Source organism: Giesbergeria sinuosa (assembly GCF_042652905.1).
GTDB lineage: Bacteria > Pseudomonadota > Gammaproteobacteria > Burkholderiales > Burkholderiaceae_C > Simplicispira > Simplicispira sinuosa.
Genome location: NZ_JBHSHJ010000010.1, coordinates 82,747 through 109,315 on the forward strand (window position 1 = coordinate 82,747; position 26,569 = coordinate 109,315).

Genomic DNA, 26,569 nt, shown 5'->3' on the forward strand with positions numbered 1-26,569 from the left:
CTCCCCGCTCTAAAGGACGGGAATTCCTACTGCTAGACGGCGATGCCCCGCCGCGAGAATGTTGCGTGCTGCATTCACATCGCGGTCGTGTTCCGCTGCGCAGTCGCTGCACTTCCACTCTCTTATTCGCAAACCCGCTCTACCTTTCGGACTACTGGCAGGGATGGCCCCGCAGCACGAGCAAGTCTGGGTTGTGTAGCTTTCATTCACTACTTCAAAGACGACACCGGCCTGATGGCTCTTGTATTCCAACATCGTCTTGAGCATGGCCCAGCCCGCATCCAGCGTGGACTTGGCCATCTTGGTTTTGACCAGCTTGGCGCTGCTCACATCACCGACAAAAATAGCGGCGTTTTGTTTCACCAGTTCCGTGCTGAACTTATGCAGCACATCTTTGCGCTGGTTGGCAATTTTTGCGTGGATGGCTTTGATCCGGTGCTTTTGGTGCGCCCGCTGTGCAATACCGAGTTTGCATTCGAGCTTGCGGTAAAAACGCCCTTCAATGCGTTCGCCGGTAGAAGTGACCGCCGCCTCTTTCAAACCCAAGTCGATACCGACACTGGCTGCGCCCGCGCTGGCTTGGACTTGCACCTTCACCACCACATTCAAGTACCAGCGCCCGCGTGTATCTTGGCTGAAGCTGCCAGCGCGCAACTCGTAGTCCGCCAGACCGTAGCTGTCCCAGAGGCTCAATTTCTGACCTGCAAAAGCGATTTGCCCCGCCTTGTATTGCACAGCACGCGCTTTGAACGGAATCCAGCCCAGACTGTATTTGCTGCTCTGGGGGTTGGAGACGCGCCAGCGCAGTTTGGCTTTTTTGAATTGCTTGCGGGCCTTGGCGTAGTCCTCGCACACCTGTTGCACAGTGGGCGAACCGATGTGTATGCCATCGCACTGGCTGAAACCGTTGGTCAGCTTTTGCAGGTCGTAGCCCGCGAGCCATTGGTGGCGCTCGCGGATGGCGCGGTGGCTGGTTTCGTTGCAAAAATTCCAGACCTGATTGACCTCACGCGCCATCAACGCCAGCACTTTGGCGTGCTTGTCTTTGATGCGCAGACGCAGGGTTTTGGTGCAGTCCATGATGTAGATTATGGATTGCTAATCCCTATTAGCACGCCTACGGCGTGCGCGCTCTCAACCCCGGACTGAAGAACTTCGGGGCTTCCCGCGCATCGGTGATGGCACTGGCCTAGCAGTCCATCTGCTCTGGGGCCAAAAATGCCTGTGCATACTGGCGGTACACCTGCTGGCGCACAAACACTTCATACAGATCCGGATCAATATGGCCCCGATCTTTAAAGCCCTGCAAAACCTCCAGTGCCTGCGATAACGGCATGGCCCGCTTATAGGGGCGGTCGTGGGCCGTCAAGGCCTCAAAAATATCGGCAATGCCCATCATGCGCGCCTGCCAACTCATCTGCTCACGCTTGAGGCCACGCGGGTAGCCGCCCCCATCCATGCGCTCGTGGTGGCCTCCGGCATATTCGGGCACGTTTTGCAAGTGTTTAGGCCAAGGCAGGCTTTGCAACATCTTGATGGTGGCCACAATATGGTGGTTAATGATCTCGCGTTCGGCCCCATTGAGCGTGCCAGCGCGCACCATCAGATTGTCCATCTCCTCGTCAGTCAGCAGTGGCGCTTGGGCACCCGAGGGGGTTTGCCAATGGTAGCTACGGCCAATCTGGCGCACCCGTTCCACGTCCGCATCCAGCATGCGCTCACCGCCAATGTTGGCGCGGCGTATAAAGTCACGGTCGGCATCGCATTGCACACAAAAGGCAGCATATTCGGCTTGGGCCTGGGCCGCATCCGCACCTTGGGCCATCGCCTGCCATTGCCGCACCAGTGCATCGCGCTTAATCACTTCCCAGCGGGTATCCACCTCGTGGATACGGTCGTGCAGGGTTTGCAGCTTGGTGGCTTTGTCCACCACATGCACAGGGGTGGTCACTTTGCCGCAGTCGTGCAGCAGTGCGGCAATGCGTAGCTCATAAAAATCTTTATCGCTCAAGTGCACCTGCGCCAGCGGCCCTTCTTGCGTGGCATTGACGGCCTGGGCCAACATCATGGTGAGCTCGGGCACGCGCTGGCAGTGACCGCCGGTGTAGGGCGATTTGTCATCAATGGCCAAGTTGATGGCCTGAATAAAACCTTCAAACAACGCTTCCAGTTGGTGCAACAGCTGGCGGTTGTTGAGCACGATGGCCGCCTGTGAGGCCAACGATTCGGCCAGACGCTGGTCAGCCTGCGAGAACACGCAGACCCCACCACTGGCGGGGTCTAGGGCGTTGAGCAGCTGCAACACCCCAATCAAGGCACCCTCGTGGTTTTTCATGGGCACCGTCAAGAACGATTGCGAGCGGTAGCCGGTGCGCTGGTCAAAGGCGCGGGTGCCAGAAAAGTCGAATCCTTCAGCCGCATAGGCATCAGGAATGTTGACCGTTTGGCCGGTATTGGCCGCAAAGGCCGCTACCAAGTGGTTGTTGGGCGAACCATCGGCCTTTTGCAGCGGCAAGTCGTGAAACAGCCCCGAGATGGGTTGGCCCGTGGTTCCCCCCAGCGCAATCTTGAGCGAATCGGTGCGAACAATCTCAAAATGCAGATGCTGCCCATCTTGGGTCAGCAGGTAGAGGGTGCCACCATCGGCATGGGTAATCGCCTTGGCCGCCAACAAGATTTTTTCCAGCAGGCGATTGAGGTCGCGCTCGCTAGACAAGGCTGCGCCTATCTCGTTGAGCTGCTCAAAACGTCGGAACAGGGTGTCTGTTGTTTCCATTGCTGCCACCTCATCGCCTTTTTTCATGCAGGCCAAGCCTGTTGCTGCACAGCAGCCCCGACTTCAGTGCTGGTGGCCGTGGGCACCATGCACATGGCGATGTGCAATCTCGGGGGCAGTAGCAGCCCACACTTCAGTCACAGTGCAGTGAAAGCGCAACGCCTGCCCAGCCAGTGGGTGGTTGCCATCCAGATGCACTTCGGCCCCTTTGATTTTCACTACATTGAACACCCTGGGTTGGCCATCGGCCCCTGGGCCTTGCAACTGGCCGCCCACCTTCACCCCCGGCGGAAATTCGCTCTTGGCAATGGTGCGCACCAAAGACTCATCGCGCTCACCAAATGCATCGGCCACCGATAAATCCAGCGTGGTGCTAAAGCCGACGGCCTGCCCATCCAGCGCGGCTTCTACCTTGGGAAAAATACCCTCGTAGCCACCGTGCAGATACGCCAGCGTACCGTTGTCGAGGGGTTTACCTTGGGCGCTGGTCACTTGGTAGCGGAGCGTGACGGCAGTATCTGGAGCAATGAGCATGGTGCGCTTTCGTAGCGTTGCAGAAAAAAGGAAATGCCACGATTGTCCACCGTTGGCATGACCTTGCAGCCCAACCTGCCATCCCGAGTCTTGACGCAGCTATCTGCCGGTTGTATCGCCCACAGAGGCAGGGTGGGTGTAACCGATTGATTCCATGCAGTGGCTGTAGGGATAATATATTTCACACATTTTTAACAGATTGATACACTCATTCAGCCCGTGTCTATACAAGCTGTGCACAGGCTCTGCAATCCATGCGGGGGCAAAGCAGAATATGAAACCAGACTCCAGTTTTGAAGCCAAGGTGCTTGCAGCATTTACGGCCTTGGTGTTGGTGGTCGCAGTGCTTTCGGTCATCACCTGGAAGAGTGCTGATGACGCCACCCATGCAGTGCATCGGGTAGCACATACCCATGATGTGCTGAACCACATTGCGCACACCAGAAGCGACACCCTGCGGATCGAGCTGACCACGCAAAGTTTTCGGGTGTCTGGAGATCCCGCCCATCTGGTAGAGCGTGACGCCACGATTGCCCACCGTGAAGAGGTGCTGGCGCGTTTGGCCGTCTTGACCGCCGACAACGCCCCGCAACAAGATCGTTGGCAGCGGCTACGCACCGTGCTGAATGAACGGTTGCAAATTTCCCGACAGGTTGAATTACTGAGAAAAACCCAAGGCCAGACCGCTGCCGCTGCTTTTGTAGCCACTGCACCTTTGCGCGAGACGCGCGAGCGCACCTACCGCGTGCTGCATGAGATGGAAGCCGAGGAGACCCGGCTGTTGGCCCAGCGCAATGCTGAACAGGCGCGTACCCACCAAACCATGATTGCCTTTGGCCTGCTGGTCGCTGTGCTACTGGTAGTGTTGCTGACGGCCACCTACGTTTTGATTCGGCGGCAATTGCAGGCCACCAGGGCCAGCCAACAAGCACTGGCCCAAAGTGAAGAAAGCCTGTCCACCACATTGCACTCTATTGGTGATGCTGTGTTGGCTACCGATGTGGAAGGGCGCATCACCCGCATGAATCCAGTGGCCGAGCGGTTGACCGGATGGCCCTTGGATGAGGCCCGTGGTCGCCCTATTGACGAGGTGTTTTGCATTATCAATGAACAAACCCGGATACCAGCGGTCATTCCTGTGGCCCAGGTGCTGGCTACCGGCCAGATGCAAGATCTTGCCAACCACACCTCATTGATCAGCCGTGATGGCCGTGAATGGCCCATTGCAGACAGTGCGGCCCCTATACGCAATATGGCCGGAGAGCTAACCGGTGTGGTGCTGGTGTTTCGGGATGAGACCGTGGTGCGGCAAGCACAACGTACCATCCGTGAGCAAAACGAACAACTCGAACAGCGCGTACGCGAGCGTACCGCCCAATTGCACGAAAGTGAGGAGCACCTGCGCAGCGTGATCAGCAGTGTGCCTGCTCTGATTGCCTATGTGGATGCACAACAGCACTACGTCTATGTCAATCGCCAATACCAAGAACGCTTTGCCCCAGACCAGCCCGATATTGCGGGTTGCGCGGTGCGTGATATTTTGGGGCCAGCCCGCTATGCGATTGCAGCGCCCCTGATCCATCAGGTATTACAGGGGGAGGCCCAAAGCTACGACTGGCAACCCTTCCCCGGTGTCTGGCAGGTCATTAACTACCTGCCCAAGCGCGACCCCACCGCAGGCGTGGTGGGCTACTACGTGTTGGGCACGGACATCACCGAGCGCAAAAACGCAGAAGAAAAAATCAAAACGCTGAACACGGCCCTGGAACAGCATGTCCACCAACTTGAACATGTGAGCCGCGCACTCAAAACCCTGAGTGCTGGCAACCGCGCCATGTTGCGGGCCACCAACGAGCAGTCCTTGCTTGACAACATGTGCCAATCCATCGTCGAGGTGGGTGGTTATCACATGGCGATTGTGTGGTACTGCCAAGACGATGATGCCCAATCGCTGCGGCCAATGGCGCAAAGTGGCTTTGCCGGGGGCTTGGCCGAACTGCGCCAACTCCCACTCAGCTGGGCCGACAATGAACGGGGCCAAGGCGCTGCGGCCAGAGCCATCCGCACCGGCAAACCTGTGGTGATTGGGAACGTACACAGCCATCCGGGTTGTGTGCAGTTGTTGTCTTACTTGCACGACAAGGCATCAGCCCTCGCCTGCCCGCTGCACATGGGCGGGAAAATCATGGGCGCGCTGTCTATTTACCACACTGACCCGGATATTTTTGGTGCCGATGAGGTGGCGTTGCTGTCTGAATCGGCGGACGACTTGGCGTTTGGCATTGCCACACTGCGCGTGAGTGCCGAACAGCAAAAAAACCAAGAGGAAGTCAATCGCCTCATGCGCTACGACGCCCTGACTGGTTTGCCCAATGCCACCCAATTCACCGAGTGCCTTACTGCGGCCATTGCCACCGGACAGCATTCGGGCCAACCTTTTGCGGTGTTGCAAACCAACATTGAGCGCCTGAGCGAGATCAACGATGCGTTGGGCTTCCACCACGGCGATCAAATGTTGCGTGAGTTTGGCCTGCGGCTGCGCGCTGCCGCTCCAGCAACGGCGGTGGTGGCACGCCTGCGTGGGGACGAGTTTGCCGTGCTGTTGCCCAACAGTGACACCACTGCGGCAGTTGCCACGGTAGAAAGCCTCCAGCAGGCCATGGCCCAACCCTTTCCGCTGGCCGACATCTTCTTGGATGTCTCGGCCAAAACCGGGGTTGCGTTGTTTCCTGCACATGGCTGCACTACGCATGACTTGTACCGCCACATGGACATTGCGCTGCACCAAGCCAAAAAGAAAGAAGAAGACTACGTTGTTTTTGATGTCAGCCAGAACCGCGTCCGATCAAGCCACCTGAGTTTGGCCGGAGAACTGCGCCGGGCCATTGAGGGCGGACATCTTTCCTTGTATTTACAGCCCAAGGTCGAGATGACCACAGGCCGGGTTTGTGGGGCCGAGGGCTTGGTGCGCTGGAACCACGCCGAGCGCGGCCTGATCATGCCCAGCGAATTCATTGGCCTGTCTGAACATACCGGACTGATCAAGCCACTGACCGAGTGGGTGATTGAGACCAGTCTGCAACTGAATCGGGCATGGACACACAGCGGATGCAGCCTGCCAATTGCGGTCAACCTCTCAGCACGCAATCTGCGCGATGTGCACCTGCTAGAGAAAATCCTCCACTTGCAAACCCTGTCGGGTGTTGCCACGGGTTTGCTGGAGCTGGAGATTACCGAAAGCACCGTGATGGAGGACGCCGAATTTGCACTTCGGGTACTGCACGGCTTGCGCGATGCCGGCATTGCACTCTATATCGATGATTTTGGCACGGGATATTCCTCCCTGAGCTATTTGCAAAAGCTGCCGGTGGAGTACATCAAGATCGATCAGTCTTTTGTGCGCGATATGTCGGTCAATAAAGACTCTGCACTGATTGTGCGCTCCACCATCGATTTGGCCCACGATCTGGGCCGCAAAGTGGTGGCCGAAGGCGTAGAGACGCAAGAGCACTGGGAGCAACTGGCCGCATTTGGTTGTGATTTGGCCCAAGGTTATTGGCTTGCCAAACCCATGCCTGCCGATCAATTCCAAGGGTGGCTGGAGCAATTCCAGCCACCAGCCAGCAGCCAACGGGAGTGGTGGATATAAGCTTGCTCAGTGGTTGGACGGGGCCATCGTGGGCTGCAATGGCGGCGAATCCATACCACGCAAGCTCACGCCACCCGACTGGCGCATATTGCGATCGCCCAGCACCGGCTTGTTGTAGGCCGTGCCCAGCATTTGCCGCCACGGCTCTAGTTTGCTGCGCAGCTCGTCGGCGTTGATGATTTCAGCCTCGTAGCGTTGCAACACCCGCCAGGCAGTCTCAATCAGCTTGGCATTCAAACTGGCTACCCCTTGGGCCAACAAGGTTTCCACCGTCTTTTGTGGCTCACCATTGCGGCTGGGTGCCAAGGCCTGCTCCAACAAACGCAACACCTGGGTATTGCTGGCCGTCAGAATCTCCGACATCACTGGATGCTTCTTGGCAGCCCCTACCAGCAATTCGGCCATCGCCATCGAGGTGGCAAAACGCATGCCTAGAGTGCGCACCATGCCATCTACTTCGGATGGGGCAATATTGCGTGTGGACAGCAGGGCGAGCACCGACAACAAATTGCAGGCGGCCTCAAAGTCAAAATCGGGCTCCAAAATCGCTTTGGTCAACAATTCGAGTGCCTGCAAGGTTTCTGCTTCGCCCTGCTGCATACAGGCATCCAACACGCGCAGCGCCTGCACCATGCGTTGCAAACGCACCGACTCGGGATGGCGGTCGGTCATCTGTTGCAACTCTTGCAAAAAGCCGCGCACCTGCTTAGGTTCATCAATCTCAAAACGCTGCATACCCAGCAGCGCCAGCGTCTGACCATCAAACATTTTCGAGCCCAGCCCCAAACGCCGGGCGCGCTCCAGCAAGTTGAGCGCCTTCTCTTTATCGCCCAAATAAATAGCCAACATGCCGTGGCGCTGCAAACGGGCAATGGATGTGGGCGTGAGGTCGGTAGCGGCTTGGTGGGCCTTGAGCGCCTCTTCAAACTGCCCCATCTCCATCAAGGTGCGGGCCAAGTTATCGTAGGCATCGGCATAGCCGTGCTCTTCTTCGACCAGCTTTTCCAGCAGTGGTTTGGCCTTGTGGGCTTGGCCCATTTCCAACTGCACCCGCGCCAAGCCCAAACGCGCCCAAGAGGGGTTGTCAATGGCAATCACATCTTCGTACAGATGCTGTGCCTGCTCAAACTTAGCCAGCCGCAGCAATAGCTCGGCCCCCACACGGGCTGCAAACATGTGGTACTGCCCCCGTTCGTAAAAGCGCGTCAGGCACAGTTGCAAAGTACGCTCAAAGTCTTGGGTATCGATGGCTTGGTAAATGTCTTGCAGGGCCACCTTGCGCTTACGGGCCTGCGAGATACGCTCTTGCAACCGGGCTGCCGTAAAGGGCTTGAGCAGATAACAGTCCAGCATCGACTCGGCTGCTTCCGACACCTTGCTATACGATGCCTCAGAAGTCACCATCACAAAAATGGTGGCCAGCGGCAACATGCCTCCACGGCGCAAATCGTCCAGCAAGTCTTGCCCAGTGACAGACTCCTGCGGAAAGTTTTGCTCGCACAGCACGATATCGAAAGTTTGCGCCTCTAGGTGCTTGCGGGCATCACTGGCGCGCGAGACCTGTCGGATGGATTTAACGCCCAGCTCGCGCAACTGCGCGCCCATCACGCTACGGGTAGTGGTGTTGGCATCAGCAACCAAGGCCGTAGCCTGGCTGAAGTCATTGGTCAGGGATTTGGAAGGCCAGCTCATAGCCTCATTTTGCCCCGGTATGGGCCAGCATAGTGTGAATAAGAATGAATGGCATCATCCACCACGCCGTGCAGCGGTATACAGCCCCTGCACTTTGGGCACATTTTCTTCCAGTTCCCGGATGCGTTGCGGGCCACTGGGATGGGTGGATAGAAAGGCCAGCCCCCCTGTCTTGCCCCCGGTGGCCTGCCCCATCTTGCGCCACAAACTCACAGCAGCCGTGGGTACATAGGCCGCACGGGCGGCTATTTCCAGCCCGACCAGATCGGCATCACTCTCGTCGCTGCGGCTAAATTGCAACGTGAGCAACTGCCCCCCCAAGTTGGCAGCCAAAGTGCCCAAGTCACCCAGCCCCAGCAGTTGTGCCCCTAGGCGCAAGCCGATATTGGTGGCTTGGGTTTTGGCAATGCGTTCGCGGGCATGTTCACGCAGGGCATGGGCCATTTCATGGCCCATGACCATTGCGGCCTCATCGTCAGTCAGTTGCAGTTTGTCCAAAATGCCGGTGTAGAACGCAATCTTGCCGCCGGGCATACAGAAAGCATTGATCTGTGGGCTGGCAATCAAATGGACTTCCCAGCGCCAACTGCGCGCCCGTGGGTTCCACGGTGCCGTAAAAGGCAGCAGCCGTTGACCGATGGCCCGCAGGCGTTGCAATTGCGGATGGTGATCAGGTGCTAGTGCGCGTTGGGCGCGGGCCTGCGCCAACATTTGGCCGTATTGTTGGACTGCGGCAGCCTCCAGCGTGTCGGCGGGCACCAGCTTGCGCATGGCCGAGGCATTGCCCACATCCACCTGGGCCAAAGCTGGCGTGGCAACACTGGCCCCGGCTGCCAGCAAAAAGGCACGGCGTGGAGACCAAGGACTGTGGGCAGCCAAGGGGGGATGCAAAGAATCAGGGCAGAACAGGCACATGCGCCAATAATAGGCAAAAAGGACGCTTTCGATGTCAGACCACCCCGCAGCCACCCCTTCAGCCTCCCCTGCTGCGCATACTGCCCCCTCTGCCGCCCCTCTGCCTTGGCACCAAACTCTGCGGGTGTATCTGGAACCCGCCAGCCTGCGCATGTTGACCTTGGGCTTCAGTGCCGGGCTACCGCTGCTGCTGGTGCTGGGCACCTTGAGTTTTTGGCTGCGCGAGGCGGGCATAGACCGCACCACCATCGGTTATTTGAGCTGGGTAGGGCTGGCCTATGCCTTCAAGTGGGCTTGGTCGCCACTGGTCGATCGCCTGCCCCTGCCCCTGCTGACGCGCCGCTTAGGACGCCGCCGCAGTTGGCTGTTGCTGTCGCAGGGGTTGATCATGGCCGGGCTGGTGGGAATGGCATTCAACGATCCACAGCAAGCCTTGGAGCCTGTGGTTTGGTGTGCCTTGGCCGTGGCTTTCGGCTCGGCCACACAAGATATTGCCTTAGATGCGTTTCGTATCGAGTCTGCCGACACCAAACACCAAGCTGCCTTGGCTGCCACTTACCAAACCGGCTACCGGCTGGCCATGATTTGGGCCGGAGCCGGGGTGCTCTGGTTGGCGGCGCGGGCCCAAACACCCGATGCCAACGGCTACCAGCACCATGCTTGGCAAGTGGCCTATCTGGTCATGGCCGCCTCCATGCTGGTGGGCACTGTCACGGTGCTGCTATCGCGCGAGCCATTGCAAAGGCCATTGCCCCCGTCACGCAATGCCATAGAATGGCTGCGCGGGGCGCTGGTCGAGCCATTTGCTGATTTTTTGCGCCGCCACCGCTGGCAGGCTGTGTTGGTGCTGGCACTGATCGGCATTTACCGCATCAGCGATGTGGTGATGGGCATCATGGCCAACCCCTTTTATGTAGACATGGGCTACACCAAAGATGAGGTCGCAGCCGTTACCAAGGTGTTTGGCGTCATCATGACGCTGCTGGGTGCCTTTGTGGGCGGGGTGCTGTCGCTCAGGTGGGGGGTGATGCGGGTGCTGATGCTGGGTGCCATGCTGTCGGCAGCCAGCAACCTGTTGTTCGCTTGGCTGGGCACGCGCGGTCATGACCTGAGCGGGCTGGTCTGGGTGGTCAGTGCCGACAACCTGTCGGGCGGGATTGCCTCTGCCGCCTTTATTGCCTATTTGTCTGGGCTGACCAATGTGCAATATTCGGCCACGCAGTATGCGCTGTTCAGCTCCATGATGCTGCTGGCACCCAAATGGCTGGCGGGGTTTTCGGGACAGTTCGTCGATGCCCACGGCTACACCTCTTTTTTTGTGGGCACCGCCCTGCTGGGCGTACCAGTGTTGCTGCTGGTGGCGCTGGTCTCAAGGCTGCCTTTGACAGCCCCCCCCCGATAAACCTCCCCGCTGTCTCAGTTTTACCGCTGCTTTACCCAGGCTTCAACACTGGGGCATGTGCCAGGACCACCATATCACTGTTTTCTACCCTATTGCCACCGCCATGAATGCACAGTTGCTGATGATTGAAGACGATGCCCGCTTGGCCCAAATGGTGGGCGAATATTTAGGGCAGGCAGCCATGCAAATGACACACTGCGCCGACGGCCACAGTGGGCTGGCACAGTTGTCTGGCAGCACACGCCTGCCCGACCTGATCATCCTAGACCTGATGCTGCCAGACATGGACGGGCTGGACGTGTGCCGCGCCATCCGCAGCTTGCCAGGTGCAGCGGCACGGGTGCCCGTATTGATGCTCACGGCCAAAGGTGATCCGATGGACCGTGTGATTGGTCTGGAGTTGGGGGCCGATGACTACCTGCCCAAGCCGTTTGAGCCGCGTGAACTGCTGGCACGCATCCGTGCCATTCTGCGCCGACGCAGCGAAGGCCCAGCGCCCAGCACAGAACCCCTGCGCTTTGGCACACTGGAAATCGACCGGGATGCCCGTACCGTCATGGTGGCAGGCCAAGCCTGTGAGTTGACTTCCTACCAATTTGATCTGCTGGTGACGCTGGCCGAACGGGCTGGGCGGGTACTGACCCGCGAGCAAATCATGGAGGCCGTGCGTGGGCGTGAGCTAGAGGCCTTTGACCGCTCTATCGACGTCCACATGGGCCGCATTCGAGCGGCCATCGAGCAAGACGCCAAGAACCCGCGCCGCATCCTGACGGTACGGGGCGTAGGCTATGTCTTTGCCAAACAACAAGACTAAGGGCCAGGCCATGCCCCAACCATCGATGTCGCTGCTGCATCTGTTCTCGCAGCGCATGTACCTGCGCATTTGGTTGGCCGTGGTCAGCATGGTAGCCATACTGACCCTGCTGGTGGGTTGGGCTTGGCGTGTGGCAGCAGAGCACCACCTGCAAAACGCCACCCCAGTCACCCGCGATATTGTGCTGCGCGATACCCAAGGCGCGCTGGTCGGGCGCGGCGTCTCCCAACGCTTGCCAGGCCAGCCCCCAGTCTTTCAGTTGCAACTAGACAACGGCCAATCCTATCGGCTAGAGATGGCTCCACACCCCGGCCGCCCCTATCCACCGCCCCCCCCCGAGAAGGGCGCCGCCTTCTGGCTGCGCCCCCCCTTGGGTTTTGTCTGGATGCTGGGGGTGGTGGGCATCGCCGTTGCGCTGGGTGCCTTTCCAGTAGTGCGTCGGCTGCTGAAGCGGCTGGAGGTATTGCAGCGCAGTGTGCAGCGGTTTGGCGAAGGCAACCTGAGCATCCGAGTGCCTGTGCAAGGCCATGATGAGGTGGCCGACCTGTCACGCCAGTTCAATGCGGCAGCCAGTCGCATTGAGGCCTTGGTGCAATCGCATAAATCTCTGCTAGCCAATGCCTCCCACGAGTTGCGCTCTCCATTAACACGTATCCGCATGGGTCTGGAATTGATGGGCACTGGGCAACCAGCACCTGCTTTTCGGGCAGAAATCTTGCACAACATTGCCGAGCTGGATCAATTGGTCGATGAAATTCTGCTGGCCAGCCGCCTGGATGCGTTGGAAGCAGATATTGGCACGGTTGAATTGGTAGACCTGGTTGGGCTGGCTGCCGAAGAGTGTGCCCGCGTAGGGGCCGATCTGGAAGCCGGTAGTGACACCCTGGAGGTGGCCGGTGTCGCCAAACTGCTGCGCCGGGCACTGCGCAATCTGCTGGAAAACGCCCGCCGCTACAGCCAAGGCCAGATCACGGTAGTGCTGCACCGCGACGGCAACATGGCCGAGGTGCATGTCTGCGACCAAGGCCCAGGCGTGCCAGAGGCCTTGCGTGAGCGCATTTTTGAGCCTTTTTTTCGGCTGCCGGGGGCGAGCGAGCGGGCCGGTGGTGTAGGGCTAGGGTTGGCGCTGGTGCGCTCTATTGCAGCCCGCCACCAAGGCAGTGTGCATTGCCAAGGCCACGGCACGGGCACGGGCGCCGTGTTTGTACTGCGTCTGCCACTGCAAGCACCTTCCTTGCACTAGAACTAGGCTCAGCTCAGGCACATGCCAGTGCAACATCGGCCACTTCCACCCGGTTGCGGCCTGCCCGCTTGGCCGCATACATGGCCTGATCGGCCCGATCAATCAGCGCCTGTGCATCCTGCACCCCATCAGGAATGCACCCATAAACCCCCACGCTGATAGTGACAGCAATGGATTGCCCCTCCCAAGGCACCACCATCTGTTCAACGCTGTAACGCAGATGCTGGGCCAATGTGCGCGCCCCAGCCATCGGCGTGTCGGGTAACAGCACCAGAAACTCTTCACCGCCATAACGGCCCAGGGTATCTTGGGCGCGCAAACCAGATTGCAGGCGCTGTGCCACAGCCCTGAGCACCGCATCTCCGGCCAAATGGCCGTAGGTATCGTTGATGACCTTGAACTTGTCTATATCAGCCATCAACAATGACACCGGCCAGCGCCCTCGGGCAGCTTGGGCCAGCACATGCTGGAAGGTGTCAAGAAAGGCGCTGCGGTTGGGCACCCCGGTCAGTGCATCAAGCCGTGCATTTTGGCGAAACTCGGCATCGGCCCGCTCCTTGGTCATGAGCACATAACCCAAGGTCAAAAACACCAACCCGGCCAGCCCAGCAAAGTGCGTGAGCACCTGGGGCAGCTGCGAGAGCAGCAATTGATCAATCTGGCTCCAGCCCATGACCTGGCTCCACAGGCGCCCCAGATAAACCACCCCCATCAGGCTAGCGCCCAAGAGTAACAGCCAGCGCCCCCGCTCTAAAGGCCCAGTCTGGCAGCGAAAGACACTGGCAGCCACAATGCACCATTGCCCCAGCAACACCATGTCCACAGCAGGCACCCGCCACTGTGGTTGGTGCAAAAACCCCCAAGACAGCAGGGCCACCAGCCACACCGGCCCGGCCAACATCCACGGCGAGCAGCGCCGCTGGTGAAAATGCTCCAGTGCCAACAAGACCAAGGCGTACGAGAGCGACAGCAACACATTGCCCAGCCACAGCAGCCAAGGCATATCCAGCCAACCATGCAGCCCAAACAGCACAAACCCTAGCGCCAACAGCAGCAAACCCACGCCCCAGAGCGCCAATCCATCTGGGCGTGGCAAACGCCACCCAGACACCAAGACTGCCGATCCCATGGAACAAGCCACCACCACAATGGCCAATAACACGGTCGGCATATCAACGGGCATGGGCTTCGTCCTTTCCTCAGAGGCTGTTGAGCCAACAACCATATCCAATGGGCACCACATCTTAGGGGTTGTAGCACCGCCCCAAGCCGCAGAACAAGACCCTCTTCACCGCTCTGACACCAGCCCCGCCATTACCCACAGGTGGGCAACCGGGCAAGGCCCCACTACACCGCGCCCCACATCTCGGCCTCGCGCGCTTGCAAGGCCGCTAACACCAGCATCAACATGAACAGATAGAACATGTTGCCGCTGTTGTGCATCAAAAACGCCTGTGTGAGACCAAAACCAGCGTAAAGCATGGGCAAGGCCAACCCCGTCAACCGCAACGCCAAGGCCGTGGTGTCCAGCAAGCGGGCACCCCGACGCAAGCGCCTGCGTGTAGGCCAGAAAATCAACACGGGCACGACATACAACAACAGCAACGCCAGCACCCCCAGCAAGCCCCGCTTGGCCCACAGGTCTAGCACTTCATTGTGTCCATGATCAAACGCCAACACAAACGGGTGGGCTTGCCCAGCCGCCACGCGGCGCTGTTTTTCGGCAGCGTAGCCTGCACGGCCCCAGCCCGTCCAAGGACGATCTAAGCCCATCGCCCACGCCAGACGCCAGTGGTCTAGGCGCTGCCCCACAGAAGAGTCGGCTTTGCCATGTTGGAGGTAGTCTTGCACCTCGGTGTTGGCCTGCACCCACCGCTGATGCAACTGTGGCCCCTGCAAAGCCAGTGTGGCCAACAGGCCCAACACACACAGCACGGCCGCACGAACCAGCATGGGCCGGTAAGCCCAGCGCCACAACAGCCAGGCCCACAGAGGCAAAGTCAACAGCAGCGCCAACCACCCCCCCCGTGACAGAGACAGCAGCGAGCCCAGCAAGCCCAGCCCCATAGCTACCGCCAGCCCCACCGCCTGCCAAAAGCGCAAGGTTGCCCCCAATGCGCACCAAACCAGCGCGCATATCACCCCTAAGGTCAGGCTCAAATTGCCGTATTGGATGGCATTGGTAAACCCGGCTGCCCGCTCCATGTCTTGCACCACAATCTGGAACAGGGCCAGCAACCCACTGCCAATGGCCCCCAATGCGACCCCCCACCACAGGCTGCGCGGATGAGGAGGACAAGCCAACAGGTAAAACAGACAAGGCAAGGCCATCCAGTATTTGGCGGCCCGGTCAAGGTTGCGCAAACCACCAGGGCCATCCATATCCAACACCCAGACCAAGCCCATCAACGCAAAAGCCCCGGCCAGTGCGACAGCACGCCCTGCACCCGCCCCCAATGGACGGCGCCACCAAGTTGTCACCCCCAGCAGGCTGCACAACAACAAAAGCACGGCCCCCCAAGAGTAACCTGAGGGCAACCACAGGGCCAACCCCGGCACCATGAAGGCGCCCAAGGTAGACAGGCGCTGCCACAGCAAGCCATCCACTCTCAACGGCCAGCCCTGTCGGTCAAAATGTCACGGTCGTACAGCAGCGCGGCATAACGGAAAAAGGCTTCCAGCGCCACAAATAGGCAGTAGAGAAAACCCGCGCCACCGCACAAAAAGCCCAGCCGCACTACATACAAACGAATGAACATGGTGCTGGCGGCCAGCAAGCCACGCACCACCCCACCGCCCTGTTGACCTTGTGCGGCCCGCTTGGCAGCCCCCAGCGCCGCATACTGGGTCAGTTTTTCCAAACTGGCCCGTACACTCTGGCGCGAATGGTGCAGCAACGGTGTGTGCATCACCTGGCGTGGAACATGGGCATCACGCAGCAGCGCCTGTTCGTGTACCACCCCAGTCCAACCTTGGATCTGGTCGCGTTGGAACAAACGCTCGACCAGCGTATTGGCACGAAAATGGCGCAGCTCATGACCAAACGCCATCATGCGCCAGCGGATCTGCCAAACCGCCGTCGAGCCCGAACGCACAATCGCCTGCAATTCTTGCTGAAAATCTGCCGACATGATCTCGTCGGCATCCAGAAAGAACACATAGTCGCAGCGCGCATGTTGAAGCTGGCGCGTGCGCTGCACAGCAAAGCCTTGCCAATCGGCATGAATAAAGACTTCGGCTCCAGCAGCGCGGGCGCGCTCCACCGTGTCATCGGTGCTGCCACTATCAACCACCAACAACTGATCTGCCCAAGCAGCACTGCGCAGGCAGGCATCAATACAGCGGGCCTCGTTGTGCGTCAGCACCGCCACTGTCAGCGTGGGCACCGGCCCAGCATCAGCCACTGGCGATGGCATCAGTGGCCGTGGTGGACGTGCTCCCCCGCCTTCAGACGGTACACGGTGCCGCAATAGGGGCACTTGGCCTCACCCGTACGGGCCACATCCACATACACCTTAGGGTGGGTATTCCAGAGGGTCATACCAGCCTTGGGGTTAGGGCAGAAAACGCCGCCTTGGCCGTTCAGATCCTTGGCCAGCAGTTCAACAGCAGCTTGGGACATGGCAATCAAACCTTGGTGAGCCAGTGGGCGTATTGGGGGTTGCGGCCATTGACGATGTCAAAGAACGCCGTCTGGATTTTTTCGGTAATGGGGCCGCGGCTACCACAGCCAACCTCCAAGCGGTCAAGCTCGCGAATCGGCGTTACTTCAGCGGCGGTGCCGGTAAAGAAAGCTTCGTCGGCGATATAAACTTCATCGCGCGTGATGCGTTTTTGCACAATCTCCAACCCCAAATCCTTGGCGATGTGGAAGATAGTGTTGCGGGTAATGCCATTGAGCGCACCGGCAGACAAATCGGGGGTGTAAATCACGCCATTTTTGATGACGAAAACATTCTCACCGGCACCTTCAGACACAAAACCGGCGCTGTCGAGCAACAAAGCCTCGTCGTAGCCATCGTCGGTGGCTTCCATGTTGGCCAAAATGGAATTGCTGTAGTTGCTCACCGCCTTGGCCTGCGTCATGGTGATATTGACGTGGTGGCGCGTATAGCTAGAAGTCTTGACGCGGATACCGCGCTTCATGCCTTCTTCGCCCAAATAAGCACCCCAAGCCCAAGCAGCGGCCATCACATGAATGGTGTTGCCCTTGGGCGAAACGCCCAGCTTTTTGTCGCCAATCCAGACCAAGGGACGAATGTAGCCGCTCTCGAGCTTGTTTTCACGAATGACGGCCTTTTGTGCCTCATTGACCTCTTCTTTGCTGAAGGGCAACTTCATGCGCAAAATTTTGGCACTGTTGAACAGGCGGTCGGTGTGCTCTTCCAAGCGGAAGATGGCTGTACCGTTGACCGTGTTGTAGGCGCGCACGCCCTCAAAAACGCCGCAGCCATAGTGCAGGGTGTGTGTCAGCACGTGGATTTTGGCATCGCGCCAATCCACCATCTGGCCGTCCATCCAGATTTTGCCGTCACGGTCGGCCATCGAGGGAATCACGGGGCTCATGGGTATCCTTTGGGGGTTGCAGGGATTCGCAAAACCCAAGATTTTACGGCGTGGGGGCCGCCGTGGCAGCATCTGTGCCCGTCTCAGACACACTGGGGCGCTGCAATTGCCACTGCACCAGCTTGCCATGCTGGAATTCGCACTCCACCCACGAGCCGCTGGCATCCGTCCAACGGTAAATTTCGGGCTGCGTCTCGGCGGGCGATTGCAGTTGCCCCAACGACCGTGTCATGGCAATCACATGCAGCAAACTGACACCAGCGCGCAGCTTGGCATGGAGCATGACCGCACTGCCCACATGGCCGATGGGGCGATCGGCCGCCTTTTTCAGCACATTCATCAAGCGGGTGAAATGCAGCAGCAGCCACATCAACACGCCCCCCCCTACGGCGGCCACCCCCGGCCAACCATAAGAGCGATAGCCCACCCACAGCAGACCCACCACCAATATGGGCACCAGAATATTGCGCAAGTTCATGGCGCGATTGTCGTATGGCCCAAGGGCTGTGGCACTTGTGGAGAGTGCGTAGGGCGGGCGCTGCTGTTCAGCCCATGCTGCGCACCACTTCCATGGCCTCATCCACCCGCTCCACCGCATGAATCGTCAAGCCTTCTATGGGCTTTTTGGGTGCGTTGGCTTTGGGCACCACCGCGACGCTAAAACCCAACTTGGCCGCTTCTCTGAGGCGCTCTTGACCGCGCGGTGCTGGGCGTACCTCACCGGCCAGGCCCACTTCACCAAACGCCAAAAAGCCTTTGGGTAAGGGCTTGCCACGCAAGCTGGAAGTAATGGCCAGCATCACGGCCAAATCGGCGGCGGGTTCGCTGATTCGCACCCCCCCCACGGCATTGACAAACACATCCTGATCCGCACAGGCCACCCCGGCATGGCGGTGCAACACCGCCAGCAGCATGGCCAATCGGTCACGCTCCAAGCCCACCGATAAACGGCGCGGGCTGACGCCCCCCCCATCGACCAAGGCCTGAATTTCCACCAGCAATGGGCGCGACCCTTCCAAAGTCACCAACACACAACTGCCAGGCACCGGCTCGCTGTGTTGGCTGAGAAAGATTGCACTGGGGTTAGCCACCCCCTTGAGTCCCTTTTCAGTCATGGCAAAAACGCCAATTTCGTTCACGGCACCAAAGCGGTTTTTGATAGCACGCACCAACCGAAAGCTGCTGTGCGTGTCGCCCTCAAAGTAAAGTACGGTGTCGACCATGTGCTCCAACACGCGCGGCCCGGCCAGTGCCCCCTCCTTGGTCACATGGCCCACCAACACCACCGTCACCCCCGAGGATTTAGCCATGCGCGTCAGGTGTGCCGCACATTCACGCACCTGAGCCACCGACCCCGGTGCCGAGCTGAGTTGGTCAGAGTACACCGTTTGAATGGAATCAATCACTGCCACCGCTGGCTGCACAGCCTCTATGGTGGCCAGGATTTTTTCTAGCTGAATTTCTGCCAACACCTGCACTTGGCTGTGATCGACCCCGAGGCGACGCGCACGCAAAGCCACTTGGGCACCGCTTTCTTCGCCTGTCACATAGAGCGTGGGCAGCCCCACCCGCTGCAAGGCATCTAGCGCCTGCAATAGCAAAGTCGATTTGCCAATGCCAGGGTCTCCACCAATCAGCACCACACCGCCCTCGACAATACCGCCGCCGAGCACACGATCGAGCTCCTCAATGCCGCTGGGGGTACGGGCCATGTCGGTGGCCTCGATGGCCACCAACGGTGTCACGGGCTGGGCCGCAGCCAGCCCAGCATGGAGCGAGCCACCATACCTGTTTTTGGACGGGGCCATATTGGCGGCTACTGATTCGGTCAAGGTGTTCCAGGCACCACAACCAGGGCATTTGCCCAACCAGCGCGGGCTGGTGCCACCACATTCATGGCAGGTGAAGATGGTTTTTTCCTTGGCCATAGGGCGCTCCAAAAAGAAACCCGCCACCAGGGCGGGTTGAATGTACTTGAACCGTGCAGCAATCAGGCGGCGGCCAGCCAATAGCCCGCATTGAAGGGGCTGCTCATGCGCAGTGCCAACGGCGAAATATCCACCAATCTGTCCGTAGGCAACGCCTCATCGGCCGATGCCTGTATGTCTATGCCCAACACCGTGACGGGGGCATCAGCGGCCTCGATGGCCCGTTCCACTTGGCCAAGGGATGCAGAACGGGCTACAGAAAAGAATAGAAGCAGCGGAAAGATATCTTACGATCAGCCCAATATTCGGCTGCCTCGCGGAACACATCCAGCAATTGCTCGCGGGCTTCTTTGTCAAATTTGGCGGTGGCCGGAATCTGTTCGAGCACCACCACAAAGCCAGGCTGTGGGCCAGAGCGATGCAGCGGATCGGTCATGCCATCGTGCAGCGTGTCAAAGTTTTTGCCACATTGCGCCGGAAAGGTGAACTGTTGTGCGATCAGATCCAGCACATCCTGTTTGGACTGCGCATGGGCGAGGTTGGCGTAAAGAAAATGGTGCCCCAGTGCAATAGCCGCCTCCTGCAAATCCTGCACGCGAAAAGCACGAATGGATTGCACAATGTTGGCGCGCACGCTGCGCAGGGGATTGTCTTGATCTTTACGAAGTGGCATGTCCATCTCCGCTTCTCTTTCTTAAAGTCCAAAAACTGGGGGCGCCCCGGCCCGCTGCAAGCGGCTGCGTCCGGGACGGATGGCTTAGACAGACCAAGCCAACGCCGCAGGGCGGGGCGGGCCGGTACACGATCTGACAAAAACAGGCGTAGTGGTCACTGCTGGTAGTCACACACTGAAAGAGTCTGGGGCAGGCCCACGGGCCAAGGAGGTGGCGCCATCCGGGTGGCAACGCCAGAGAAGATACCTCCGGCAGTGTGGATGCACATACGAACACAGCGCCCAGAACGCTGGCAAACTTCCGCTTTGCACAACTGCCCGGCGATGGCCTTCAGCATGGATACACCTTTCAGAAACTGCGGGTTTACCCGAAATTTCAAACTGGTAGTGTGACGCAAACCCCCCTAAAAAGCAAGAGCCTGCCCAATATTTAGGCAGGCCCAAAGAGGTCAATGGCCGAGGCAGATCATGGCCTGCGGCCAACAGCTTCAGCGTTGCACGTTGGCATCGGCCACCGTCAGGGCCGTCATGTTAACGATGCGACGCACTGTGGCACTGGCCGTCAAAATATGCACCGGCTGGGCCGCTCCGAGCAGCACCGGGCCAATGGCAATATTGCCGCCAGCAGCGGTTTTAAGCAAGTTGTAGGCAATGTTGGCTGCATCAATATTGGGCAGCACCAGCAAGTTGGCATCACCCACCAAAGTGCTGCTGGGCATCAGCGCAGCCCGTGCGGCACCATCGAGCGCCACATCACCGTGCATCTCGCCATCGACCTCCAGCCACGGGGCTTGCACACGCAACAAATCCAGTGTGTCACGCATCTTGATGGCGCTAGGCTGGTTGCTGGAGCCAAAGTTGGAGTGGCTCAACAGGGCCACCTTGGGTTTGATACCAAAGCGCACCATTTCTTCGGCAGCCATGATGGTGATTTCTGTCAGCTGCTCGGCACTCGGGTCGTAGTTGACATGGGTATCGACCAGAAACACTTGGCGATCGGGCAACAGCAGGCCGTTCATGCAGGCATAGGTGTTGACGCCAGCACGTTTGCCAATCACTTGGTCAATGTAGTTCAGGTGCATGGGATTGGTGCCCCAAGTACCACAGATCAGGCCATCGACTTCCCCTTTGTGCAGCAGCATGGCCCCAATCAGTGACAGACGCCGACGCAGCTCAATCTTGGCAATGGGCACCGTGATGCCCTTGCGCTCGGTCAGGCGGTGGTAGGTTTGCCAGAAGTCGTGGTAACGGTGGTCGTTTTCTACGTTGACCACGTCGTAATCGATGCCTTCTTTTAAGCGCAGGCCAAATTTTTCGATGCGTTGGGCAATCACTGGCGGACGACCAATCAGGGTCGGACGGGCCAGATTCTCATCCACCACAATTTGCGCGGCACGCAGCACGCGCTCTTCTTCGCCCTCGGCATAGGCCACGCGCTTGCGCTGGGCCTTTTTTGCGGCCTGGAAAATCGGCTTCATGGTCGTGCCCGAAGCGTAGACGAAGGTTTGCAGATGGTCGCTGTAAGCGACCATATCGGCAATCGGGCGCAGCGCCACACCGCTATCGGCAGCAGCCTGGGCCACGGCAGGTGCAATCTTCATCATCAAGCGCGGATCAAAGGGCTTGGGGATGAGGTACTCTGGGCCAAAAGCCAACGGCTCACCCACATAGGCAGCCGCCACCACTTCGCTTTGCTCTGCCTGTGCCAGTTCGGCAATCGCATGCACAGCGGCAATCTCCATCTCCAGGGTGATGGTGGTAGCTCCGCAGTCCAACGCCCCCCGGAAAATGTACGGAAAGCACAGAACGTTGTTAACTTGGTTGGGATAGTCAGAACGCCCCGTGGCCATGATGGCATCGTCGCGCACCGCCTTTACGTCTTCAGGCAGGATTTCGGGATTGGGGTTGGCCAAGGCAAAAATCAAGGGTCGAGCGGCCATTTTGGCCACCATGTCTTTCTTGAGCACACCACCGGCCGACAGCCCCAAGAACACATCCGCACCTTCAATCACTTCGCTCAGAGTGCGGGCACTGGTTTTTTGTGCAAAGACAATTTTGTCTTCGTCCATCAGCTCAGTACGGCCTTCATAAACCACCCCAGCCAAGTCTGTGACCCAGATGTTCTCGCGCGGGATGCCCAGCTTGACCAACAGCCCCAAGCAGGCCAGTGCGGCTGCGCCTGCGCCCGAAGTGACCAGTTTGATGGTTTTGGGGTCTTTGCCTGCCACCTTCAAGCCGTTGAGGATGGCGGCACCCACCACAATCGCCGTGCCGTGCTGGTCATCGTGGAAGACCGGAATCTTCATGCGCTCGCGCAGCTTGCGCTCAATGTAGAAGCAATCGGGCGCCTTGATGTCTTCCAGATTGATACCACCAAAGGTGGGCTCTAGTGCGGCAATGATTTCGACCAGTTTTTCGGGGTCTTTCTCGTTGATCTCGATGTCAAAGACATCAATGCCCGAGAACTTCTTGAACAGTACGCCCTTGCCCTCCATCACTGGTTTGCCGGCCAAAGGGCCAATATCGCCCAAGCCCAGCACGGCGGTGCCGTTGGTGACCACACCCACCAGGTTGCCCCGGCTGGTGTACTTGAAGGCCGCTGCCGGGTCTTTGACGATTTCTTCGCAAGGGGCTGCCACACCAGGAGAGTAGGCCAAGGCCAGATCATGCTGGTTGACCATTTGCTTGGTGGCAGCAATGGCGATTTTGCCTGGCTTGGGAAACTCGTGGTACTCCAAGGCAGCGCGGCGCAACTGGGCTTTTTTGTCGGGCGTATTGGCCGACGTGGATTCAGGCATGGTGCTTCTCCAGCGGGTAGTGGAGCAGCGGTGCGCTGGTGGATTGCCAAGGAGGCACCGTTGGCTCCTGTGAGGGGAGGGCGATTGTAGACCTGTGCCTGCGCCACGGACGACACCACCGCACAAGCCACACTGCACAGTGCTGTATTGACTTGCCAAACATCAAATTGCCAAATTCGACGTTTCTGTTAGAACCATAGGCAGCAGCAGCCCAACAATGGCTCGAACATCTGCTGTGATGCCCATCCATGCCATAGAGACAAACCGTTTCTCCCCAATTTATGAAAACCATCCAACAGATGTTTCGGGTGTTGCTGCTCACGATTGCAGCCACGGCCTGCGTTTTGGCTTTTGCGCTGTACCGCTTGGGGGCAGCCAATACCCAATTGGCCAATATCAACCACAACCGATATGCCTCTTATCTACTGGCCGATGAGTTGCGCCAAAGTTCGGACGATCTGACCCGTCTGGCCCGCACCTATGTGGTGTCGGGCGATGCAGCCTACGAGCGCCAGTATTTTGAGATTCTGGACATTCGCAACGGCAAACAGCCGCGGCCCCAACACTACGACAAAATCTACTGGGACTTCCGTGCGGCGGGTCTGGAAGTGCCCCAAGGCACGGATGCGGCCACCTCATTACAAACACTGATGAAGCAAGCTGGCTTTACCGAAGCGGAGTTTGCCAAGCTCAAAGAAGCCGAGAACAACTCCAACGAACTGGTGCAGACCGAGACCATCGCCATGAATTTGGTCAAAGGCCAATTGGCTGATGGCAAGGGTGGCTTTACCTTAGAAGGTGCTCCCGACCTAGAAAGGGCGCGGGCCATGATGCACGACAAGAACTACCACCTGTTCAAAGCCAAGATCATGAAGCCGGTGAACGAATTTCTCTACCTGCTTGACCAACGCACTGCCGCTGCCGTAACCCAAGCCGAGAGCGACAAAAATTTCTGGTATGGCGTTTTGCTGCTGATTGCGTTGGTCAATGTGTTAGTGGCCGCTTTGGGTCTGTGGCTGTTCAAAAACCAAATCATGCGCCTGATCGGTGCTGAACCCGCAGTGGTGCGCCAGGCCGCCGAAGCCGTGCGGGCGGGCAATCTGGCACAGCACATTTCTGTGGCTGCCACAGACAGCGGCAGTGTGATGGCGGCCATGAAGACAATGCAGGATCAACTGGCCACGATGGTGGCCCATGTGCGCAGCAATGCCGAAAACGTGGCCACCTCTAGCGCAGAAATTGCCCAAGGCAACCAAGACCTGTCGGCGCGCACCGAGCAGCAAGCCAGCGCACTCGAAGAAACGGCAGCCTCCATGGCCCAATTGGGTGCTACCGTGCAGCAAAACGCCGAAAACGTCAAAACGGCCAATGCGTTGGCTGTTCATGCCTCTGAAATTGCGGGCGAAGGCGGCCAGGTGGTTGCCCAGGTGGTTCACACCATGCAGGGTATCAATACCGCCTCACGCCAAATTGCCGACATCATCGGCGTGATCGACGGCATCGCCTTCCAGACCAATATTTTGGCCCTCAATGCAGCGGTAGAAGCGGCACGGGCGGGTGAACAGGGCCGAGGGTTTGCGGTGGTGGCCTCCGAGGTGCGCAGTCTGGCGGGGCGCTCGGCTGCGGCGGCCAAAGAAATCAAGGCGCTGATCGACAACAGTGTGGCCCAAGTCAGCCAAGGCTCAGCCTTGGTAGATCAGGCGGGTCTGAAAATGCAGGACGTAGTGCAAAGTATTCAACGCGTCACCGACCTGATGGGCCAGATCAACAGCGCCACCAGTGAGCAAAGCCTAGGTATCCGGCAGGTGGCAGAAGCCGTGACGCAAATGGACCACACCACCCAGCAAAACGCCGCCTTGGTGGAGGAAAGTGCCGCCGCCTCGGCCAGTCTGCGTGAACAGGCCATGCGCTTGACGGGGCTGGTCAGCCAGTTCCAGCTTGGCGAGCCCCCACACCACCCCGCGCAAAAGCAGCCCTTGCTACGCTAAGTCAGGCCTTGGTATACACCGCCGCAGAAACGGAACACAATTCACCAAGCACCCATCCCCCACCTCCTACACCTTGGACAGGATCGCAACCATGTCTTCCCTTGCTTCGATTGGCAGCTCCGGTATGCGGGCAGCCCAAATGCGTTTGGACGCTTCGGCCCACAATGTGGCCAATGCCAACACCCCCCACTACCGGCGTACGGCGGTAGAGCAAGAGGCGGCCCCAGACAACGCCGGAGTGCGGGCGCGTATGGAGCGTGAAAGCAACGAAAAGGTCGCACTGGAAAAAGAGGCAGTAGAGCAAATTTCGGCCACCTACTCCTTTGCTGCCAACCTGCTGTCGGTCAAGACCGAAAGCCGTCTGATGGGCTCCTTACTGGACGAACGGGCCTAAACAGCCCCCACCCTGCGGTGGGCTCGAGCCAACCCAAGCACCTTGGCCGGGCGCTATGATGGTTGTTCCTTTTGCATTTTTCTACCTCTGACGCCACCGGGAGCAAGCATGGCCCTCTTTGATTTCATCAAGAAGCAGTTCATTGACATCCTGCAATGGACAGAAGAAAGCGACGGCACGCTGGCTTGGCGTTTTCCGATGGAGGGCATGGAAATTCAGAACGGCGGCACGCTGGTGGTGCGCGAGTCGCAAATGGCGGTGTTTGTCAACGAAGGACAGGTGGCCGATGTGTTTGGCCCCGGCACCTACAAGCTGACCACGCAAACCCTGCCCGTGCTGACTTACCTGAAGAACTGGGACAAGCTGTTTCAATCGCCGTTCAAAAGCGATGTTTATTTCTTCAGCACCCGCCAGCAAATTGACCAAAAATGGGGCACGCCCCAACCCATCACCATTCGCGACAAAGATTTTGGTGCCGTGCGTCTGCGCGCCTTTGGCAACTACGCCTACCGTGTGGCCGACCCCAAACTGTTCCACACCGAGATTTCCGGCACCCGCGAGGCCTACACCGTGGCCGAGGTGGATGGTCAGTTGCGCGGTTTGGTGCTGCAAAACATCAGCAACGCCATTGCCAGCAGTGGCGTACCTTTTCTGGACTTGGCAGCCAACCAACTGATGTTTGCCAATGCCCTGTCCAAAGAGCTAGAACCCGCCTTTGCCAAGATTGGGCTCAAATTAGAGACCCTGACGGTACAAAACCTGTCACTGCCCGAAGAGTTGCAAAAACTACTCGACCAGAAAATTGGCATGGGCATGATCGGCAACGACATGGCCAAGTTCATGCAGTACCAAACGGCACAGGCCATTCCGCAATTTGCTGCGGCTGCTGGGCAAGCGGGTGGCGGTGGGGGCAGCATTGCCGGTGATGCGATGGGCTTGGGTGCGGGCATGGCGATGGGCCAATTACTGGCGCAAAACCTGCAATCGGGCTTGGGCGGGGTTCATGCTGCGCCAGCACCTACTGCACCCGCCAATGCCACGCCAGCGCCAGCGGCTGCGCCTGTAGGCATTTCGCCCGATGAGGTGATGTCCACCCTTGAAAAACTGGCCGACCTTAAAGCCAAGGGCATCCTGACACAGGAAGAGTTCGACGCCAAAAAGGCCGAACTGCTGAAAAAACTGGTCTAAGCGGCCCGG

The 26,569-nt window shown here is 58.7% G+C and carries 22 protein-coding genes; 7 read left to right on the forward strand and 15 right to left on the reverse strand.

What is annotated here, in order from left to right:
* Positions 1–9 precede the first annotated feature (9 nt).
* From ACFO6X_RS12280 to ACFO6X_RS12290, 3 genes are all read right to left on the reverse strand, one after another.
* Positions 10–1,080: an RNA-guided endonuclease InsQ/TnpB family protein gene (locus ACFO6X_RS12280; protein WP_382433438.1), complete on the reverse strand. Its 1,071-nt coding sequence runs from the start codon at positions 1,078–1,080 to the stop codon at positions 10–12.
* A gap of 109 nt (positions 1,081–1,189) precedes the next feature.
* On the reverse strand, positions 1,190–2,803 hold the full coding sequence (locus ACFO6X_RS12285; protein WP_382433440.1) for an HD domain-containing phosphohydrolase: 1,614 nt from the start codon (positions 2,801–2,803) through the stop codon (positions 1,190–1,192).
* 36 nt (positions 2,804–2,839) lie between these two features.
* Positions 2,840–3,310 (reverse strand): FKBP-type peptidyl-prolyl cis-trans isomerase, encoded by a 471-nt coding sequence (locus ACFO6X_RS12290; RefSeq protein WP_382433442.1) that lies wholly within the window; start codon positions 3,308–3,310, stop codon positions 2,840–2,842.
* 274 nt (positions 3,311–3,584) lie between these two features.
* Between ACFO6X_RS12290 and ACFO6X_RS12295 the strand changes: the two genes are divergently transcribed.
* A complete protein-coding gene (locus tag ACFO6X_RS12295) occupies positions 3,585–6,959 on the forward strand; it encodes an EAL domain-containing protein (protein WP_382433444.1) in 3,375 nt (1,124 codons plus the stop codon).
* A gap of 6 nt (positions 6,960–6,965) precedes the next feature.
* On the opposite strand, the gene ACFO6X_RS12300 is transcribed toward ACFO6X_RS12295, so the two are convergent.
* Both ACFO6X_RS12300 and ACFO6X_RS12305 read right to left on the reverse strand, forming a co-directional pair.
* Positions 6,966–8,651, reverse strand: coding sequence for a response regulator (locus ACFO6X_RS12300; RefSeq protein WP_382433446.1), 1,686 nt, complete (start codon positions 8,649–8,651; stop codon positions 6,966–6,968).
* A 54-nt stretch (positions 8,652–8,705) separates the two neighbouring features.
* Positions 8,706–9,566, reverse strand: coding sequence for a M48 family metallopeptidase (locus ACFO6X_RS12305; protein WP_382433448.1), 861 nt, complete (start codon positions 9,564–9,566; stop codon positions 8,706–8,708).
* A 31-nt stretch (positions 9,567–9,597) separates the two neighbouring features.
* Between ACFO6X_RS12305 and ACFO6X_RS12310 the strand changes: the two genes are divergently transcribed.
* The 3 genes from ACFO6X_RS12310 (at position 9,598) to ACFO6X_RS12320 (ending at position 13,025) form a co-directional block, all read left to right on the forward strand.
* Positions 9,598–10,968 (forward strand): AmpG family muropeptide MFS transporter, encoded by a 1,371-nt coding sequence (locus ACFO6X_RS12310; protein ID WP_382433450.1) that lies wholly within the window; start codon positions 9,598–9,600, stop codon positions 10,966–10,968.
* Between the two features lie 103 nt (positions 10,969–11,071).
* Complete coding sequence (locus ACFO6X_RS12315) at positions 11,072–11,782, forward strand: response regulator (RefSeq protein ID WP_382433452.1); 711 nt, start codon at positions 11,072–11,074, stop codon at positions 11,780–11,782.
* Positions 11,783–11,807: 25 nt separating this feature from the next.
* Positions 11,808–13,025 (forward strand): ATP-binding protein, encoded by a 1,218-nt coding sequence (locus ACFO6X_RS12320; protein WP_382433536.1) that lies wholly within the window; start codon positions 11,808–11,810, stop codon positions 13,023–13,025.
* A 13-nt stretch (positions 13,026–13,038) separates the two neighbouring features.
* Here the strand turns inward: ACFO6X_RS12320 and ACFO6X_RS12325 are convergent, their stop codons facing one another.
* The 10 genes from ACFO6X_RS12325 to ACFO6X_RS12370 form a co-directional block, all read right to left on the reverse strand.
* Positions 13,039–14,208: a GGDEF domain-containing protein gene (locus tag ACFO6X_RS12325; protein ID WP_382433454.1), complete on the reverse strand. Its 1,170-nt coding sequence runs from the start codon at positions 14,206–14,208 to the stop codon at positions 13,039–13,041.
* Between the two features lie 164 nt (positions 14,209–14,372).
* A complete protein-coding gene (locus tag ACFO6X_RS12330) occupies positions 14,373–15,632 on the reverse strand; it encodes an O-antigen ligase family protein (protein WP_382433456.1) in 1,260 nt (419 codons plus the stop codon).
* A 2-nt stretch (positions 15,633–15,634) separates the two neighbouring features.
* Complete coding sequence (locus ACFO6X_RS12335) at positions 15,635–16,441, reverse strand: glycosyltransferase family 2 protein (protein ID WP_382433458.1); 807 nt, start codon at positions 16,439–16,441, stop codon at positions 15,635–15,637.
* Positions 16,441–16,647: a zinc-finger domain-containing protein gene (locus ACFO6X_RS12340; protein ID WP_382433460.1), complete on the reverse strand. Its 207-nt coding sequence runs from the start codon at positions 16,645–16,647 to the stop codon at positions 16,441–16,443. The genes ACFO6X_RS12335 and ACFO6X_RS12340 overlap by 1 nt, the downstream gene beginning before the upstream one ends.
* A 5-nt stretch (positions 16,648–16,652) precedes the next feature.
* Positions 16,653–17,591, reverse strand: a complete 939-nt coding sequence (locus ACFO6X_RS12345; RefSeq protein ID WP_382433462.1) for a branched-chain amino acid transaminase — start codon at positions 17,589–17,591, stop codon at positions 16,653–16,655.
* Positions 17,592–17,634: 43 nt separating this feature from the next.
* Complete coding sequence (locus ACFO6X_RS12350) at positions 17,635–18,069, reverse strand: glycerate kinase (RefSeq protein ID WP_382433464.1); 435 nt, start codon at positions 18,067–18,069, stop codon at positions 17,635–17,637.
* 67 nt (positions 18,070–18,136) lie between these two features.
* Positions 18,137–19,519 carry a DNA repair protein RadA gene (gene radA / locus ACFO6X_RS12355; RefSeq protein ID WP_382433466.1) on the reverse strand — a complete coding sequence of 461 codons (1,383 nt, stop codon included), beginning with the start codon at positions 19,517–19,519 and terminating at the stop codon, positions 18,137–18,139.
* A gap of 62 nt (positions 19,520–19,581) precedes the next feature.
* Entirely contained in the window at positions 19,582–19,749 is a 168-nt protein-coding gene (locus tag ACFO6X_RS12360; RefSeq protein ID WP_382433468.1) for a hypothetical protein, read from the reverse strand.
* Between the two features lie 23 nt (positions 19,750–19,772).
* The gene (locus ACFO6X_RS12365; protein ID WP_382433470.1) at positions 19,773–20,198 is read right to left on the reverse strand and encodes a barstar family protein; all 426 of its coding nucleotides are present in this window, start codon (positions 20,196–20,198) and stop codon (positions 19,773–19,775) included.
* 482 nt (positions 20,199–20,680) lie between these two features.
* On the reverse strand, positions 20,681–22,990 hold the full coding sequence (locus ACFO6X_RS12370) for an NADP-dependent malic enzyme (protein ID WP_382433472.1): 2,310 nt from the start codon (positions 22,988–22,990) through the stop codon (positions 20,681–20,683).
* A 281-nt stretch (positions 22,991–23,271) separates the two neighbouring features.
* Between ACFO6X_RS12370 and ACFO6X_RS12375 the strand changes: the two genes are divergently transcribed.
* The 3 genes from ACFO6X_RS12375 to ACFO6X_RS12385 all read left to right on the forward strand — a co-directional run bounded on the left by ACFO6X_RS12375 (position 23,272) and on the right by ACFO6X_RS12385 (position 26,560).
* Complete coding sequence (locus tag ACFO6X_RS12375) at positions 23,272–24,978, forward strand: methyl-accepting chemotaxis protein (protein WP_382433474.1); 1,707 nt, start codon at positions 23,272–23,274, stop codon at positions 24,976–24,978.
* A 91-nt stretch (positions 24,979–25,069) separates the two neighbouring features.
* Positions 25,070–25,372 (forward strand): flagellar basal body protein, encoded by a 303-nt coding sequence (locus ACFO6X_RS12380; protein ID WP_382433476.1) that lies wholly within the window; start codon positions 25,070–25,072, stop codon positions 25,370–25,372.
* 108 nt (positions 25,373–25,480) lie between these two features.
* Positions 25,481–26,560 (forward strand): SPFH domain-containing protein, encoded by a 1,080-nt coding sequence (locus tag ACFO6X_RS12385; RefSeq protein WP_382433478.1) that lies wholly within the window; start codon positions 25,481–25,483, stop codon positions 26,558–26,560.
* Positions 26,561–26,569: the final 9 nt, after the last annotated feature.